At 32.3% G+C, this 16,360-nt stretch carries 18 protein-coding genes; 11 read left to right on the top strand and 7 right to left on the bottom strand.

What is annotated here, in order from left to right; all coding sequences use genetic code 11:
- Positions 1-117: 117 nt before the first annotated feature.
- Positions 118-1,047, bottom strand: coding sequence for a DMT family transporter (locus tag BJG89_RS11965; protein ID WP_096810814.1), 930 nt, complete (start codon positions 1,045-1,047; stop codon positions 118-120).
- Positions 1,048-1,297: 250 nt separating this feature from the next.
- Between BJG89_RS11965 and BJG89_RS14840 the strand changes: the two genes are divergently transcribed.
- A complete protein-coding gene (locus tag BJG89_RS14840) occupies positions 1,298-1,534 on the top strand; it encodes a hypothetical protein (protein WP_096810813.1) in 237 nt (78 codons plus the stop codon).
- A 380-nt stretch (positions 1,535-1,914) separates the two neighbouring features.
- Here BJG89_RS14840 and BJG89_RS11955 read toward each other — a convergent pair whose 3' ends face one another.
- On the bottom strand, positions 1,915-2,133 hold the full coding sequence (locus BJG89_RS11955) for a DUF2922 domain-containing protein (protein WP_096810812.1): 219 nt from the start codon (positions 2,131-2,133) through the stop codon (positions 1,915-1,917).
- 14 nt (positions 2,134-2,147) lie between these two features.
- Positions 2,148-2,354, bottom strand: a complete 207-nt coding sequence (gene sroA, locus BJG89_RS11950; protein WP_096810811.1) for a sigS mRNA-stabilizing protein SroA — start codon at positions 2,352-2,354, stop codon at positions 2,148-2,150.
- 146 nt (positions 2,355-2,500) lie between these two features.
- Here sroA and BJG89_RS11945 point away from each other — a divergent pair, with 146 nt between their 5' ends.
- From BJG89_RS11945 to BJG89_RS11905, 9 genes are all read left to right on the top strand, one after another.
- Positions 2,501-3,052 carry a tyrosine-type recombinase/integrase gene (locus BJG89_RS11945; RefSeq protein WP_096810810.1) on the top strand — a complete coding sequence of 184 codons (552 nt, stop codon included), beginning with the start codon at positions 2,501-2,503 and terminating at the stop codon, positions 3,050-3,052.
- A 23-nt stretch (positions 3,053-3,075) separates the two neighbouring features.
- Positions 3,076-5,472, top strand: coding sequence for a DUF4040 family protein (locus BJG89_RS11940; RefSeq protein ID WP_096810809.1), 2,397 nt, complete (start codon positions 3,076-3,078; stop codon positions 5,470-5,472).
- A complete protein-coding gene (mnhB2, locus tag BJG89_RS11935; RefSeq protein WP_096810808.1) occupies positions 5,459-5,884 on the top strand; it encodes a Na+/H+ antiporter Mnh2 subunit B in 426 nt (141 codons plus the stop codon). The genes BJG89_RS11940 and mnhB2 overlap by 14 nt, the downstream gene beginning before the upstream one ends.
- Positions 5,881-6,228, top strand: coding sequence for a Na+/H+ antiporter Mnh2 subunit C (mnhC2, locus tag BJG89_RS11930; RefSeq protein WP_096810807.1), 348 nt, complete (start codon positions 5,881-5,883; stop codon positions 6,226-6,228). Before mnhB2 ends, mnhC2 begins: the two co-directional genes overlap by 4 nt.
- On the top strand, positions 6,218-7,720 hold the full coding sequence (gene mnhD2 / locus BJG89_RS11925; RefSeq protein WP_096810806.1) for a Na+/H+ antiporter Mnh2 subunit D: 1,503 nt from the start codon (positions 6,218-6,220) through the stop codon (positions 7,718-7,720). Before mnhC2 ends, mnhD2 begins: the two co-directional genes overlap by 11 nt.
- Positions 7,720-8,202, top strand: a complete 483-nt coding sequence (mnhE2, locus tag BJG89_RS11920; protein ID WP_096810805.1) for a Na+/H+ antiporter Mnh2 subunit E — start codon at positions 7,720-7,722, stop codon at positions 8,200-8,202. The genes mnhD2 and mnhE2 overlap by 1 nt, the downstream gene beginning before the upstream one ends.
- Positions 8,199-8,501, top strand: a complete 303-nt coding sequence (gene mnhF2 / locus BJG89_RS11915; RefSeq protein ID WP_019468408.1) for a Na+/H+ antiporter Mnh2 subunit F — start codon at positions 8,199-8,201, stop codon at positions 8,499-8,501. Before mnhE2 ends, mnhF2 begins: the two co-directional genes overlap by 4 nt.
- Positions 8,476-8,925, top strand: coding sequence for a Na+/H+ antiporter subunit G (locus BJG89_RS11910; RefSeq protein WP_096810804.1), 450 nt, complete (start codon positions 8,476-8,478; stop codon positions 8,923-8,925). Before mnhF2 ends, BJG89_RS11910 begins: the two co-directional genes overlap by 26 nt.
- 439 nt (positions 8,926-9,364) lie before the next feature.
- Positions 9,365-11,416 (top strand): cation:proton antiporter, encoded by a 2,052-nt coding sequence (locus BJG89_RS11905; protein ID WP_096810803.1) that lies wholly within the window; start codon positions 9,365-9,367, stop codon positions 11,414-11,416.
- 274 nt (positions 11,417-11,690) lie between these two features.
- Here BJG89_RS11905 and mntC read toward each other — a convergent pair whose 3' ends face one another.
- The 3 genes from mntC to BJG89_RS11890 are packed head-to-tail and all read right to left on the bottom strand — an operon-like array spanning position 11,691 to position 14,206.
- On the bottom strand, positions 11,691-12,623 hold the full coding sequence (gene mntC, locus BJG89_RS11900) for a manganese ABC transporter substrate-binding lipoprotein MntC (protein WP_096810802.1): 933 nt from the start codon (positions 12,621-12,623) through the stop codon (positions 11,691-11,693).
- A complete protein-coding gene (locus tag BJG89_RS11895) occupies positions 12,623-13,453 on the bottom strand; it encodes a metal ABC transporter permease (RefSeq protein ID WP_096810801.1) in 831 nt (276 codons plus the stop codon). Before BJG89_RS11895 ends, mntC begins: the two co-directional genes overlap by 1 nt.
- Before the next feature lie 21 nt (positions 13,454-13,474).
- The gene (locus BJG89_RS11890; RefSeq protein ID WP_096810800.1) at positions 13,475-14,206 is read right to left on the bottom strand and encodes a metal ABC transporter ATP-binding protein; all 732 of its coding nucleotides are present in this window, start codon (positions 14,204-14,206) and stop codon (positions 13,475-13,477) included.
- Positions 14,207-14,326: 120 nt separating this feature from the next.
- On the opposite strand from BJG89_RS11890, the gene BJG89_RS11885 reads away from it, so the two are divergent.
- Entirely contained in the window at positions 14,327-14,971 is a 645-nt protein-coding gene (locus tag BJG89_RS11885; protein ID WP_096810799.1) for a metal-dependent transcriptional regulator, read from the top strand.
- A gap of 566 nt (positions 14,972-15,537) precedes the next feature.
- Here the strand turns inward: BJG89_RS11885 and BJG89_RS11880 are convergent.
- On the bottom strand, positions 15,538-16,287 hold the full coding sequence (locus BJG89_RS11880) for a M50 family metallopeptidase (RefSeq protein ID WP_096810798.1): 750 nt from the start codon (positions 16,285-16,287) through the stop codon (positions 15,538-15,540).
- Positions 16,288-16,360: the final 73 nt, after the last annotated feature.

Here is a 16,360-nt window from a genome sequence, read left to right as displayed (position 1 = left end):
AATTTATCACCTCTAATGTTTTAATGTAATGATTATACTGTGTTTGTATCTTTTCTGCCATATAAAAAAAGCGTTATCCACCATTTTTTAAAAGTAAATAACGCTGTGCTTTATTTATTAAAATAATCTTAAAAGTATAATACCAATCATCATTGCAATGATGCCGATGATTTTTCTTTTGGTGATTTTGTTTACAAATGTGCCTAATAGACCAAAATGGTCGATGATAATTCCCATCAACATTTGACCTAACATCACAATGATTGTAGTTAATGCTGCACCAAGATGAGGCATTAGTATAATATTTGTAGTAACAAAGATTACACCCAAGATACCACCAATGAAATAAATAGGTTTTAATTTACCTTTTTGTGAATGGTAAGTAGTCATTTTAAGTGTTCTGTTGAAAATCATTGTTAAAATAAATAATGTTATTGTTCCAATTATAAATGAGATTAATGATGCTAATATAGATGAATGCACTTGTTGGCCTAAAGCACTGTTGATAGCTGTTTGTATTGGAGGACAAAAACCAAATATAAATCCAATTATGAGCCAAATATAAACTTTAGAATTCATATTTTTATCTTTTGGGTTTCTGCGTACATAATTCATAAGAATGATCCCCAAAATTAAAAATAAGATACCTAACACTTTAAATATAGTAAAAGGTTCTACATCTGCGCCGAACCAACCGAATGTATCAATTGTAACGCCCATAATAATTTGTCCAGCGACAGTCATAACTACTGTTAAGGAAGCGCCCAATCTTGGAAGTAATAATAAGTTCCCAGTTAAAAATACTACCCCAAGTATACCACCGATAAACCACACATAACTCAAAGTTTGGTCACTATAAAATTGTGTAGTAAAAACATGCGGATTTGTAATTAAATTAATCAAAATTAAAAAGATTGTGCCAGTAGCAAAAGAAATGGTTGAAGCATAAAATGAGGATTTTGTATAAAGACTCAACCTTGAATTAATTGAAGTTTGGAATGGAACAACCATTCCAGCAATGATGCCTACTAAATATAAAAGAATCATTAAATCACGCTTTCTATAGAGATAACTTCATTATATAGGAAAGATGCAGATATGCCTATATTATTTTGTGGTCGTGTATAAGTCTGTACATAAAATGATGTACACAATTAAAGAAATATAATAAAATAGTTACATTGATTGATTTTTAAAAGTAAAACGAATCAATCAAAATTATAAAAAATACTCATAAAAATTAGGAATCATTATTTTATAGTAATTTAAATATTTAAAGAAGCGGTGGCAATTTACATTGAAACAACTTTCGATTATACGCTTATTAGATGAAGAAACGTTTTTTATAAGCGCAGGAAGTAATGAAGGAGTTCATAAAGGTCAATTTATAGAAGTTTTAAATCCTAGAAGATCGTATAAAAACCTTGCCCAAGTTATTGAAGTGTTTGATCAGTACACGATGTGTAAAAAATTGGGGAAAAGTAAAGTGTTTTTCGGTGATACAGTTAGGTTGCGGCCTTGCAGGAATAGTTAATGCAATGGATAGTGATAAGGATACGTACAAAAATTGTAATTACGGCTTAATTGGAACATCTATGATTACTGGAACGTATTTTTCGCATATTAATAGATAAAAGGCTGGGACACCATAAATTCAATGATGCCTCAGCCTTGAGTTTAATGTTGGTATTAGTTGATAAGGTGTTACTTTTCTAAAGTGCTAACGCTAAAGTATCACTTCTCAATTTTATCGCGTTAGTGATATGATGCATGGGCATTAGTTCATGTAACCCACTTGGCCTTAGTATCATCCCATGCAAGTGTATTAATACTTCTTGTATCCCTTTTAATGTTAGTTAGCACTTATGCATGATATTTAGTTTATATAGCTTTTTTGGTCTTACTACACCTTAATTAAACTTCAAAAATAAGTTTTGTAGATTTATCGATGATTTGTGCCGCATGTACCTTCGTTGGAATGCCAGCTTTTGGTCTTAATATATCTAGTGTAATCAACTTATTCATTCCATCTTTTACAGCACTTTCATTGATGAAGTGTTCAATTTTCGGTATTTGTATTTTAATATCTTTATTCACGGCGTCAATAAATACAAGTTCTAAAGTTTGTGTCATCTTAGTTTACCTCCTTAGTTCACTGTTTCAGTTTTGATAATTTCAACAGTTTCAAATTTTTCTCCAGTAATTTGTTCGATAATAGATTTAAAGCTTTTAATTTGGTCAGTAGTTGCTTCAGTATTTAAATTTGCAAAATGACGCTTGAATTGAGTAGCTTTACCATCTTTATCATAGGATGTGCGCGACATGGTGACTGCTAGTTGACTGATTTGATTCATTTGTGTAACCTCCTTTCACTATATATATCGTTTTTCATTTGCAAAAAGGGCAAAAAAATTTAAAAAAATTAGACAAAATACTTTCATGTGACAAAATCATGATATATCATTAAATATGGAACATTAATGAATTCAGAGGTGAATGTATGAATCAAGTAGATCCTATTAGAAATATTAATGAGATAAAAGCGATGTACGAAGCGTTAAAGTCTAAGTCACAGCGTGATTATTTATTATTTAAGTTTGCTATACATACGGGTGTGAAACTTTCTTCTTTATTAAATTTAAACGTGCAAGATGTAAGAATTGAAGATAAGGGTGTAAAATATTATTGGGTGGAGACGCACGCCCCTAGGATTCAAATTAGATTACCAGAAACATTAAGAAATGAATTAATGGCATATATCACAGAACAACAATTAGAAAATGGTGAACTTTTGTTTCAGTCAAATAGGACACTAAAAGGTCTATCTAGGCAACAAGCTTACCGTATTATTCATACTGCCGCAGAAGATTTAGGTATGTTACACATTGGTTTGACAACGTTGCGAAAAACATTTGCGTATCATGCATACCAATCTGGTATATCTATATCAATTATTCAAAAATATTTGGGGCACCAGACCACGTTTGAAACGATGAAGTTTATTGGTATCTCTACGAAATCGAGCAAAACAACAATAGCTTTAAATTTATAAATTATACTTAAAGGGGGGATAGAATGAGTTTCATTTATCTACTTAGTGCGATTATTTTAATAATGGTAGTAGTATTGCTTACGATGACAAATCGTAAATTTCACAAAATTTCTGGTCTAATAGCTTTAATAGCACCAATTATCTCTTCTGTTTACTTTTTGTGGCAAATACCGCAAGTGATGAAGGGACAATTTGTCTCAGTAAAAATACCATGGCTCACCTTAATAGATATCAACATAGATTTTAAGCTAGATGGATTAAGTTTATTTTTTAGTTTGTTAATATCACTTATTGGGTTAGCAGTGTTTTATTATGCAACACAATATTTATCAAAAGAACATGATCACTTACCACGCTTTTATATATATTTATTACTATTTATGTTCAGTATGTTAGGTATTGTGACTTCAAATAACACTATTTTGATGTACGTGTTTTGGGAACTGACAAGTGTATCATCTTTTCTACTCATTGCTTATTGGTACGATAAAGGAGCAAGTCAGTTTGGCGCTATTCAATCATTTATAATCACAGTATTTGGTGGTCTTGCATTACTGACAGGGTTTATCATGATTTACACTGTGACAGGAACTAATTCTATTTCATCTATTATTGCTCAAAGCGACAAAATAGCCGAAAGCAATTTATTTATACCAATTATTATTATGTTACTATTAGGCGCATTTACTAAATCAGCGCAATTTCCTTTCCATATTTGGTTACCCAAAGCTATGGAAGCACCAACACCGGTGAGCGCTTATCTACATTCTGCCACAATGGTTAAAGCAGGTATCTTTTTACTATTTAGATTTACACCTGTTTTAGGTCTAAGCGATTTCTATATATATTCTGTTACCTTTGTAGGGTTAATAACGATGATTTTTGGCGCAATTAATGCCATACGTCAATATGATTTAAAAGCCATCTTGGCTTATTCTACGATTAGTCAATTAGGTATGATTGTTTCGATGGTCGGACTTGGCGGTGGTTTTGCACAACATACCACTGGTGAGCTCTCAAAAATTTATGGACTTATACTCTTTGCGGGTCTGTTTCATTTGATGAACCATGCGTTATTTAAAGGCGCATTATTTATGGGCGTAGGTATTATTGACCATGAAACAGGCACAAGAGATATCCGTAAATTATCTGGTTTAAGGAAAGTACTACCGATTACACATATAGTTATGTTACTTTCTGCCTTATCTATGGCAGGTATACCATTCCTTAATGGGTTCTTAAGTAAGGAAATGTTTTTTGAAGGTTTGGTAAGTTCACATCAATTACCACAATTTAATTTAATTTTAACGATAATGATTGCATTTATAGGCGTGACTGCCAGTATATTTACGCTTATTTATGCAGTTTACATGATTAAAGAAGTGTTCTGGGGTGAATTTAAAAAAGCAGATTTACCAGTACAAACGCCTCATGAGCCATTTTTATTTACATTACCTTCTGCAATTATGATGATTTTGTTACCGGTCGTGTTCTTTATACCAAATTTATTTGGTCATTATGTTATTTTACCGGCATTACGAAGTATCACAATTGGAGAAAAAGTAGATGACATCGCACCACATATTTCTCAATGGCACGGTTTTAATTTACCACTGATATTAAGTTTAATTGTAATTGTTATAGGATTTATAGCAGTGTTTAAAATTAATTGGAAAAAGCAAGCAGAAAAAATTAAAGTTAAATCTATTACAGATTTATACTTAGATTCATATAAACAATTTGAAAATTATTCTGGATATAGTATTCGCACATTGATGAATAACCGTTTGAATCACTATATTACATTAACATTAGCTATTTTCATCATCGTAGTGGTCTACGGTATTATTCAAGCTGGTTTTCCGGATGTTAAACAGATACATGTCAGTGAGTTTGGTCCATTAGAAATTATCACATTAATCGTTGTCTTTATTTTAGGTATTGCCTTAACATTTATTCGACAACGTTTAACGATGGTTATATTAAATGGTATCGTTGGTTATTGTGTAACAATATTTTTCATCTTGATGAAAGCACCTGATTTGGCATTAACACAACTCGTAGTTGAAACCATTACTACTATATTGTTTATCGTAAGTTTTTCACGTTTACCAAACGTTCCACGTACGAAAGTGCATAAAAAACGTGAGGCTGTCAAGATTATCGTTTCATTAGCAATGGCAATTATCGTAGTGATGCTTGTCTTTATTGCTCAACAAGCTGAAACGATGCCAACAATTTCTACTTTCTATCATGATGCATATGAATTAGCAGGTGGTAGAAATATTGTAAATGCAATTCTCGGTGATTTCCGTGCTATGGATACCTTATTTGAAGGAATGGTATTAATTATCGCTGGTTTAGGAATCTATACATTACTTAACTTTAAAGAACGGAGGGGTCAAGATGAAAGAGAATGATGTAGTCTTACGTACAATCACCAAAATCGTAGTCTTCATATTGTTAACATTTGGCTTTTACTTGTTTTTAGCTGGGCATAATAATCCGGGTGGCGGATTTATTGGTGGACTTGTCTTCAGTTCTGCATTTTTATTAATGTTCTTGGCCTTTGATGTTAAACAAGTATTAGTCGCTTTACCGCTTGATTTTAGAATATTAATGATTATTGGTTCATTGGTGTCATTTGCTACTGCCGTCGTACCAATGTTCTTTGGTAAACCGTTCCTTTACCAAACTGATGCACATGTCCAATTGCCGATATTAGGCGAAGTACATTTAACAACTGTGACAATATTTGAAGCTGGTATTGTATTAGCGGTAGTCGGTGTTGTAGTGACGGTTATGCTTTCTATAAGTGGTGGTCGCTCATGAACTTGATATTATTAATGGTTATTGGCTTCTTAATATTTATAGGAACGTATATGATATTATCCGTCAACTTAATACGTATTGTTATTGGTATCTCAATTTATACGCATGCAGGAAATTTAATTATTATGAGCATGGGTAAGTACGGTAAAAACATGGTTGAACCACTTATTGGTGAAAGTAGCAAAAACTTTGTGGATCCATTGCTACAAGCGATTGTATTAACTGCTATTGTGATTGGTTTTGCTATGACTGCGTTTTTACTTGTGCTCGTATATAGAACGTATCGAGTAACTAAAGAAGATGAAATTGATGTGCTAAGAGGTGATGACAATAATGATGAGTAATTTATTAATTCTGCCATTACTTCTCCCAGCAGTCTGCGGGCTCGTACTTGTATTTATTCGTACACAGAGTAGGCTTTCAAGAATTTTTTCAATTGGAACAATGGCTGTCACGACACTTATATCTTTATTATTATTGATTCATGTAATGAGAGATAAACCAATTGCTTTAGATTTCGGTGGATGGAAAGCCCCGTATGGCATTCAGTTTGTGGGTGATTCATTAAGTCTATTAATGGTAACTACTTCTAGTTTTGTCGTTACATTAATCATGGCGTATGGCTTTGGTAGAAAGGAAAAACGAGCCATCCGTTACTATTTGCCGAGTTTTATTTTGTTTTTAACAGTCGGCGTGATTGGATCATTTTTAACAGCTGATTTGTTTAATTTATACGTTATGTTCGAAGTGATGTTACTGGCTTCGTTTGTGTTAGTCACGTTGGGACAATCAGTCGAACAATTACGTGCAGCTATCATTTACGTGGTTCTTAATATATTAGGTTCTTGGTTACTATTATTAGGAATTGGCTTGCTGTATAAGCTAACGGGTACTTTGAATTTTTCATTAGTTGCCCAAAGATTAAGTGAAATGCATGGTGAAAGTTCAGTTGTCATCATTTCGATGGTGTTTTTAATTGCTTTCAGTGCGAAAGCAGCACTTGTGTTGTTCATGTGGTTACCAAAAGCTTATGCAGTATTAAATACTGAACTAGCAGCATTATTTGCAGCACTGATGACAAAAGTAGGTGCTTATGCGTTAATTCGATTCTTTACATTATTATTCGATAGTCATAATGGTATTACGCATCCACTGCTTGTATTTTTATCTTGTGTAACTATGTTAATAGGTGCGTTTGGCGTACTAGCTTATCGAGATATAAAAAAGATAGCAGCATATCAGGTTATCCTTTCTATTGGATTTATCATATTAGGTTTAGGATCAAATACATTTGCCGGTGTTAATGGCGCTATCTTTTATCTGGCGAATGATATTGTTGTAAAAACATTACTATTCTTTATAATTGGTAGTTTGGTGTACATTACCGGTTACCGACAATACAAAAATTTATATGGTTTAGCGAAACAAGAACCATTTTTTGGCGTAGCTTTTGTGGTGATGATTTTAGCAATTGGAGGCGTACCACCATTTAGCGGTTTCCCAGGTAAAGTGTTTATTTTTGAAGGAGCACTTGAGAATGGTAACTACATTGGTTTAGCATTGATGATTTTAACTAGCCTAATTGCCATGTTTAGCTTGTTTAGAATCTTCTTTACCATGTATCTCGGTAATGCTCAAAAAGGAGAGCCATTAGAATTTAAATCAGTTCCTACATACCGTAAAGGTTTGATAGGCGTGCTTGTTGCAACAATATTAGCGATGGGCCTGGCAGCGCCATTAATTTTTAAAGTGACAGATAATGCTACCCACATGAATATGGATGACGGATTATATGAAAAAATGGTGAATCCTCATTTAGTGAAGGAGGATAAATAATGAGACAAGTCTTACTTAATATGGTCATTGCGTTTTTATGGGTGTTATTTCAAGACGAAGAATCATTTAGAGCCTCTACCTTCTTCTCGGGTTACTTGATTGGTTTAGTAGTTATCTATATACTGCATCGCTTTTTCGGCCAACAGTTTTATTTGAAAAAAGTATGGGTGGCTATTAAATTTTTAGCTGTTTACTTATACCAGTTAATCACATCAAGCATGACAACCATCAATTATATTTTATTTAAAACGAAAGATTTAAATCCAGGCTTAGTGACGTATGAAACGACATTGGAAACAGATTGGGAAGTTTCATTTTTAACTATACTTATTATTATTACACCTGGTTCAACGGTTATAAGAATTTCAAAAGAAAGAAAGAAAATCTTTATACATGCAATTGACATTTCAGAGAAAGAAAAACAGAAACTGCTAAAAAGCATTAGACAATATGAAGGTCTCATATTGGAGGTGGCAGAATGATCGAATCATTGATAAATTTCTTTATAACTAGTTCAATTATTTTATTTGGTATTGCGTTAATCTTAACTTTATTTAGATTAGTTAAAGGACCAACTACTGCTGACAGAGTGGTTGCATTTGATACTGCTAGTGCGATATTAATGTCGACGGTGGGCGTGTTAAGTATTGTATTTGGTACTTTTTCATTCCTAGATTCTATCTTATTAATCGCGATTATTTCATTTGTGAGTACTGTGTCTATCTCTAGATTTATAGAAGGAGGGCATGTCTTTAATGCAAATAACAAACGAAATCGTTAATTTAATTGCAGCTTTTATGATGTTTTTAGGAAGTATTATCGCTTTAATTAGTGCGATTGGCCTAATTAAATTCCATGATGTATTTTTAAGAAGTCATGCCTCTACGAAAAGTTCTACACTGTCAGTATTGTTAACACTTGTTGGCGTGATTATTTATTTTATTTCTTCTCAAGGGTACCTAAGTGTCAGAATGATTTTAGCATTGGTATTTATCAATTTAACCTCTCCTGTTGGAGGGCATTTAATATCTAGAGCAGCATATCGTACGGGCGCTTATATGTACCGAAAAAGTGATGCTCCTAAACAAACAAGTATCTTATTAAGCGCTACAGAAAATGATACGTTTGATCAATTAAAAAAACGTGCTCAAGTACGTGAACAACGCAGACGTAAAGTAAATGAAAAAGAACAAGACATATATTAATTTTAAGCCTTTCTTTACATTGTTAAAATAAAGCATTATAGAAAATACGTCATTTATAGATGAGCAGATTAGAAATCAATGAATTAACCTTTAATTTCTAATCTGTTCTTTTTTTATGGCTCTTTGTCAAAGAGGACTGATATAAAAATCAGTCCTGTTTAGTATAGAGCCTTTTTTATTGATATAAAGCGTGCAGTATTATTTAAATTATATTTGGTGAAAATATTATTTTTGAAGTGCAATCCGTTTCAGGGGTTACTAAAAAAATGATAAAATAATACATATCTGTAATTGTGTTAATTTTAAAAAGCATATCTATTAAAAATAATAACTAGATATGTAAGAGTTTGAGACACAATCTGTTCATTAAAAACGATGGTATTTTTTGTTTCAACCTCAACAATTATGAAAGTCATTAATGTTGAAAAGAGGTGAAACCATGCAAATATTTGAAACAATACTGATATTTTTAGCGGTAGTTATTGCAAGTTCCCTTGTACATATCGCCTTACCTAAAATCCCCCTAGCTTTTATCCAAATTATGCTCGGTATGTTATTGTATATTACGCCGATACCTGTTGAATTCCATTTTGACTCAGAGCTATTTATGGTTGCACTAATAGCGCCATTATTATTTGTTGAAGGTGTAAAAGTGTCTCGTGTCCATTTACGCCGGTATATCAAACCAGTATTAATGATGGCCTTAGGACTTGTGGTCACAACGGTTATAGTAGTTGGATTGTTTGTGCATTGGATATGGCCTGAATTACCATTAGCTGCTGCATTCGCATTGGCCGCTATTTTGTGTCCAACTGATGCAGTAGCTGTTCAAGCAATTACAAATGGAAAAATTCTTCCAAAAGGTTCTATGACAATTTTAGAAGGTGAATCATTGTTAAATGATGCTGCGGGTATTATTTCTTTTAAAATTGCTGTAGCAGCTTTAATCACAGGTGGATTTTCAATGGTAAATGCTATTGAACAATTTTTAATATCTTCAATAGGCGGATTTATTGTAGGTTTAATTATTGGTGTTGCCTTAGTTAGATTCAGAGTATCACTTTCTAGAAGAGGTATTGAAAATGTAAATATGTTTACATTTATACAGCTTCTAACCCCTTTTATTACATATCTCGTTGCTGAAATGTTCCATTCATCAGGTATTATTGCAGCAGTGGTAGCAGGATTAGTACATGATTTTGAACGTGATCGTATCGCACAGGCACGTACAAGGTTACAAATGAGTTACAATCATACATGGAATATATTAAGTTATGCTTTGAATGGTTTTGTATTTTCTATTTTAGGATTTTTAGTTCCTGAACTTGTCGGGAGAATTATAGAAAATGAACCACATAATTTTATCTTTCTAATTGTTGTTACGGTTTTAATCGCTTTAGCAATATACTTATTTAGATTTTTATGGGTTTTTGTTTTATATCCTTATTTTTATTTACCAATCAGTCCGTTCCAAAAAATACTTAGCAACTATGAAGATAATGCTAATGTTTCAGAGACACCACCCAAACGAGGCATGTATGCTTTTATCATGACGTTATGTGGCGTGCATGGAACAATTTCTCTGGCTATTGCTTTAACATTACCTTACATGTTGGCGGATCACCATTCCTTTGTGTTTAGAGATGATTTGCTATTTATTGCGTCAGGTATGGTGGTCATGAGTTTAATCATTGCGCAAATTGTGTTGCCAATGGTGACACCTAATGCAGTAAAACCAAAACAACGTGGTATGAACTTTAAGCAAGCGCGTATATATATTTTAGAGAAAGTGATAGAACATTTAAATCAATTATCATCTGAAGCATCTAGTTTTTTATACGGTAACGTCATTAAAGATTATCATGATAAATTAGCTTTTCTTAAAACGGTTGAAAATGAAGATGAAAATACTAAAGAACTAGAAAGATTGCAAAAAATCGCATTTGATGTTGAAAACAATACACTTAATAGCTTAGTATCTAATGGAGATATTACAACGAATGTTTTAGATAACTACATGCGTTATGCTGAACGTACACAAGTTTATAAACAGTCTTCTTTAATCCAACGTATCAAAGTTGAATTAAAAGCATTTATTTTAAAAAGTAGAATTAAGACAAAAGTAAAAACCAACGCTGCTTCGTCTTTATCTGTGATTGATAACTTGCGAGAAATTTCTAATGTAATGAGAACAGTGCATTATCGCGTGGTAAGTCGTCTAGGTAAAGAGACGACTGAAGAAAATAAATTAGAAGTGGGCATGATTTGTGATAGTTATTTAATGAGAATTGAAAACTTAACACCTTCGAATTTCTTTAATCCTAAAAGTGAAACGTCAATCACTAAAATTAAGTTGGAGGCACTTAGAGAGCAACGTCGCGTCTTGAATGAACTTGTTGAAGATGAAAAAATTAACGAGGTAACTGCTTTGAAATTACGTGAAGCCATTAACTATGATGAAATGATTATTGTTGATAGTTTAACGGATTAAGCTATCAGTGAAAAACAGATTCCGATATCGGAATCTGTTTTTTTGGTGAATTGAATTGTATAAATGAAATGAATTTTTTAGGATATAAAATGATTTGAGCTAAAATTCCCTTTTTCATTAAAAATCTCCATCAATGGGGGGAGGAGCCAACCATTGATGGAGTTAAGGGAGATAGATGATTTAAGGCTTGAATACCACCATGTCGTACGTCATTAGGAGGGAAACGTACGACATGGGACTATTCACCTACAAAGTAGGTTAAATAGCCTTGTTATTATTCCATACTGCCGTGTACGATATCGATATTTTCTTTCATCATATTATAATAAGAATCACCTTTAGTGCCTTCTTTACCTATGGAATCTGTATAAACTTCTCCGTAGATATCTAAATTCGTTTCTTCACTTAAACTTTGCATGCTTTTCTTGTCTACGCTAGTTTCGACAAGTAGATGTTTAAGGTGGTTATCTTTAACAAATTTAACAGCTTGTTCCATTTGTTCAGGTGTGCCTTGTTTCTCAGTGTTTATTTCCCAAATATATCCAGGTTTAATATCAAACTGTTTAGAGAAATATTTAAAAGCACCTTCACTTGTGATCATTGAACGATTTTCTTTAGGGATGTCGTTAAATTTCTCATGACTATCTTGTTTTAAAGATTCCAATTTAGCTACATAATCCTTTGTATGGCTTTCAATATCATCTTTATGTTTGTCATCTTTTTTAATTAAAGCATCACTGATTGTTTTTACATATTTAATACCATTGTCTAAGCTTAACCAGGCATGTGGGTCTTGTTTAGATTCGTCGCCTTCTGTTGCTCCATTTAAGTATAAAGGTTTAACGTCCTGTGAAACTTTGACAACAGAACCATCTTCATATGATTTGTTGGCCTGTGATAAAGCATTTTTGAACCAACCGTTACCTGTTTCTAAATTTAATCCGTTGTAAAAGATGACATCTGCATCTGTCAATGCTTTAATATCTTTTGGTTTAACTTCGTATTCATGTGGGTCCTGACCAATTGGGACAATACTGTGTATTTCAACATTATCGCCACCAACGTTTTTAACCATATCGTATAGAATAGAATTTGTCGTTACGACTTTTATTTTGTCGTGAGATTGAGATGAAGAATCATTTTTACCGTTGCTACACGCACTTAAGAATAAAAGGAAGATAAGTGCAACTGTTAATAACTTTTTCATTAAACCACTCCTTTTTTTGTGAACACTTGCATTTTATTACAAGCAAAAATAATGATATAGATAACAAACGCGCATAAAACAATCGTTGCACCGCTTGGAATATTATAAATATAACTAAAGTACATGCCGACCATCGCACTTATAATGCTTATTAAACTGGAAATGATCATCATTGTATGTAGTTTTTTAGCAATTAAAAATGCAGCTGAAGCAGGGGTGATAAGTAATGCTACAACTAATATAATACCTACAGTTTGTATACTTGCTACAGTAACAAGTGAAAGCAATAACATAACGAAGTAGTGTAGAAAAGTAGTGTTCAAACCACTCATTCTACTAAAAATAGGGTCAAATGTAGAAATCATTAATGGTCTATAAAAAATAATAATTAAAATCATAACAATGACACCCACGACTACAGTCGACCAAAAAGTAGACTGTGTTACTGCCAATAAATTACCAAAAAGAATGTGATATAAATCAGTAGTACTATTTATTAAACTAATTAAAATGACCCCAGTTGCTAAAAAGGCTGTAAAACTAATGCCAATAGCTGCGTCGGGTTTGGTTTTACTGCTTTTAGTAATAAAGCCTATAAAAATGCTGGCGATCATACCTGTAACTAATGCACCAATAAACATAGGAACACCGAATAAAAAGGACAGGGCAACGCCGGGTAATACCGCATGGCTCATTGCATCCCCCATAAGAGATAAGCCTCTAAGCACGATGAGGCAACCAACTGTTCCACAAACGATTCCTACAATAATTGAAATAATTAATGCATTACTTAAAAACTTGTATTCAAATAGATGTTGGAAAAATTCCATATAATGCTACTTCCTTTCTATTTAAGCCGATTCTGAACTTTGTTGTTGGTTTGTAGGATTTAAGAATGTTCTGTTTAGATATTCTGGTTGCATAGCAACGTGACTTTCTCCAAAGAAACGAATCGTTTTATTTAAAAGAATGACACGGTCAAAATATTCTTCTGCTTTTGATAAATCATGATGAACAATCAATAGTAACTTGCCCGCTTTTTTAAGTGCGCGTAATTGAGACATAATGATTTGTTCGCTATGGAAATCAATGCCAACAAATGGTTCATCTAAAAGGTAAAGCGTACTTTCTGTCATGAGCGCTCTAGCTACTAAAACCCTTTGTAACTGACCTCCGCTTAAAGCAGATATTTGTCTGTTTCTTAAATCTTCTAATTCTAATGTTTGTAAGAGCTGATTAAGTCTAGACCTCGTCTTAGGAGTAATAAATTTAAACCATCCAATATCTTTATAAGCCCCTGAAAGTACAACGTCCTCAACTTTAATTGGAAAATCTAAATCAATATGTGCTTTTTGGGGTATATATGTTATTGTTTTTAGCGTTTGCTGCATAGCAATATTATGTAAATTAGCACTTCCAGTTGATTTAAATTCTCCGATGAGAGATTTAAGTAGTGAGGATTTTCCTGCACCATTGGGTCCCATAATTCCAATAATTTCACCTTTGACAGGAATTTCAAGATTGATATCATCTAAAACATGTTTGTTCCCTAAAGTGAGATTTAAGTTATTAATTTTTAACATTTTAGACCTCCTTAATTTAAATTTTAGGCTAACCTAATTTAATTCATAATATAACATGAACTTTTAGCGTGTCAAGTAGATTCGTGGTACAATAAAGTGAATGACTTGAGAGGTGAGACCATGCTAACTGAAGAAAAAGAAGATTATTTGAAAGCAATTTTAACGCATAATGGCGATCATTCTTTCGTTTCAAATAAGACATTGTCCCAGTATTTAAATATTAAACCGCCATCTGTAAGTGAAATGGTAAATCGTTTAGAAAAATCTGGATTTGTAAAAACGAAACCGTATAAAGGTGTGCAACTTTCAGAAGAAGGATTGACATACACTTTAGACATTATTAAAAGACATCGTTTATTAGAGTTATTTTTAATAAAAATATTAGAATATAATTGGGAAGAGGTACATCAAGAAGCAGAGGTACTAGAGCATAAAGTTTCTCATTTATTCGTAGAACGCTTAGATAAATTATTAGATTATCCAATTACTTGCCCTCATGGTGGTATTATACCAAGAGACAACCAATATAAAGAGATATATACAACCAATTTATTGTCATTTGAAGCTGGAGATGAAGTGACAATTAAGCGGGTTCGAGACAGAACAGAATTGTTAGTTTATTTAACAAGTAAAGATATATTAATTGATGAACAAATAAAGATAGTGAATAAAGATGATACAAATAAAGTCATTATGGTCCAGAAAGAAGATAAAATAACAGTGCTTAGTTATGATAATGCAATGCATATTTATGCTGAAAAATAGTAGAGTTCAATTATAGAGAATTGATTTACATTTTCTTATGAATATTGTATATAATTGTGTTTAGAAAGAGAATGATCCTTGTTTAAGAATAAGTAGGAGTTACAATTTAGTTAAATAAGGTTTATATATTAATAGCTGTTAAAGCTGATTTAACTTGATGATAGAAACAAACGTATAGAAGTAATTTCATCGTGTCAAGGTCGTCTGTTTTTGCCCACTTGTTTATAAAGGTACGATATTTTAATGCACTGATGCTATTGGGGTGTAAGGACAAGAGACCATAAAATGGCACAGCAGCTATAAGTAAGTATGAACATTCAAAATTGCAAGGTTTTAAATACTAAAAGGCACCTCCATTTCAAAAATGAAGGCGCCTTTTATTTTGAGTATGAATACTTATGGTTAAAAATCATTTTTAAGATAAATCAACAATTAACAAAACGGAAAAAATAACTAGATCCTACAATAAGTATTTAAAATCTAGTTACCAGTGATTTCACGTTATAATCATTTTTTGAAATGTAATGCTTGTTCTGTCACTTATTCCTTTACATTCAAAAATAATTTTATGGAAGGAAGTATGTTTTGAATAGTTGATAAACTGTAAATAAGTTAATCGCTATCCAAATGACACTATAAACAAAAGTTGGTATATGCGTTAATTCTTTTAAAGTGCTACCATCCCAATTCACCCTGTTTTCCGAAAATGTTAATTTAAATATAGTCCAAGATGATTGAAGAACTTCGCCGAGTAAAACACCTAATATAAAGTGTTGGGTAACAGTGACAATGTAAAGTATCATTCGTTGATTGTCACTTTGAAATAAGCAATATAAAAGTGCAAATAATAGTATCACAATGATGATAGGAAGTAATTTTCTGGAAGTTAAATATAAGAAATAGATAAACATTAATAGGTACGCAGTGATAAATAGACTTGGATATTGATATTTAATAGATAAAAAACCTAAAAATAGCATAAGTGGAGGCATAACGTAACCACCGAAAGTAGTGATGGATTGACCTAAACTTGTTTTTGATTGTGTAATTGCAAAGCCTTGTTGCGATGTAGCAAGTCGTTCTGATGGTGTCGCTACAATGACTAGGTCGCTAGGTTTGCCACCGCTTAATTTATTGAATAGTATATGGCCAAACTCGTGGGTTAATACTGGAATATAGTTAAAATATATATCTAAAATTGGGTTGATAGATTTATTTCGATAAGTATGTATCACGATATAAAGGATGGCGATAAAAATAATCCAATAAAGATGTAATTGTATGGATGAGCTAAAAAATGCGTTAACTTTAGTCATAGAAAACCTCGTTTTAATATTTCAATTGTTTATGTTTTAGAAAATCATCAAATGCGATTGCTTACTTAATAGT

Source organism: Staphylococcus nepalensis (assembly GCF_002442935.1).
Taxonomy (GTDB): Bacteria; Bacillota; Bacilli; order Staphylococcales; family Staphylococcaceae; genus Staphylococcus; species Staphylococcus nepalensis.
The sequence above is the reverse complement of the archived record's forward strand: the minus strand, read 5'-3'. Positions and strand labels throughout refer to the sequence as shown.

Excerpts from the sequence above, each read along its gene's own strand:
- BJG89_RS11965 (WP_096810814.1), bottom strand. The coding sequence starts at position 1,047 with ATGATTCTTTTATATTTAGTAGGCATCATTGCTGGAATGGTTGTTCCA.
- BJG89_RS11955 (WP_096810812.1), bottom strand. The coding sequence starts at position 2,133 with ATGACACAAACTTTAGAACTTGTATTTATTGACGCCGTGAATAAAGAT.
- sroA (WP_096810811.1), bottom strand. The coding sequence starts at position 2,354 with ATGAATCAAATCAGTCAACTAGCAGTCACCATGTCGCGCACATCCTAT.
- BJG89_RS11945 (WP_096810810.1), top strand. The coding sequence starts at position 2,501 with ATGAATCAAGTAGATCCTATTAGAAATATTAATGAGATAAAAGCGATG.
- BJG89_RS11940 (WP_096810809.1), top strand. The coding sequence starts at position 3,076 with ATGAGTTTCATTTATCTACTTAGTGCGATTATTTTAATAATGGTAGTA.
- mnhB2 (WP_096810808.1), top strand. The coding sequence starts at position 5,459 with ATGAAAGAGAATGATGTAGTCTTACGTACAATCACCAAAATCGTAGTC.
- mnhC2 (WP_096810807.1), top strand. The coding sequence starts at position 5,881 with ATGAACTTGATATTATTAATGGTTATTGGCTTCTTAATATTTATAGGA.
- mnhD2 (WP_096810806.1), top strand. The coding sequence starts at position 6,218 with ATGATGAGTAATTTATTAATTCTGCCATTACTTCTCCCAGCAGTCTGC.
- mnhE2 (WP_096810805.1), top strand. The coding sequence starts at position 7,720 with ATGAGACAAGTCTTACTTAATATGGTCATTGCGTTTTTATGGGTGTTA.
- mnhF2 (WP_019468408.1), top strand. The coding sequence starts at position 8,199 with ATGATCGAATCATTGATAAATTTCTTTATAACTAGTTCAATTATTTTA.
- BJG89_RS11910 (WP_096810804.1), top strand. The coding sequence starts at position 8,476 with ATGCAAATAACAAACGAAATCGTTAATTTAATTGCAGCTTTTATGATG.
- BJG89_RS11905 (WP_096810803.1), top strand. The coding sequence starts at position 9,365 with ATGCAAATATTTGAAACAATACTGATATTTTTAGCGGTAGTTATTGCA.
- mntC (WP_096810802.1), bottom strand. The coding sequence starts at position 12,623 with ATGAAAAAGTTATTAACAGTTGCACTTATCTTCCTTTTATTCTTAAGT.
- BJG89_RS11895 (WP_096810801.1), bottom strand. The coding sequence starts at position 13,453 with ATGGAATTTTTCCAACATCTATTTGAATACAAGTTTTTAAGTAATGCA.
- BJG89_RS11890 (WP_096810800.1), bottom strand. The coding sequence starts at position 14,206 with ATGTTAAAAATTAATAACTTAAATCTCACTTTAGGGAACAAACATGTT.
- BJG89_RS11885 (WP_096810799.1), top strand. The coding sequence starts at position 14,327 with ATGCTAACTGAAGAAAAAGAAGATTATTTGAAAGCAATTTTAACGCAT.
- BJG89_RS11880 (WP_096810798.1), bottom strand. The coding sequence starts at position 16,287 with ATGACTAAAGTTAACGCATTTTTTAGCTCATCCATACAATTACATCTT.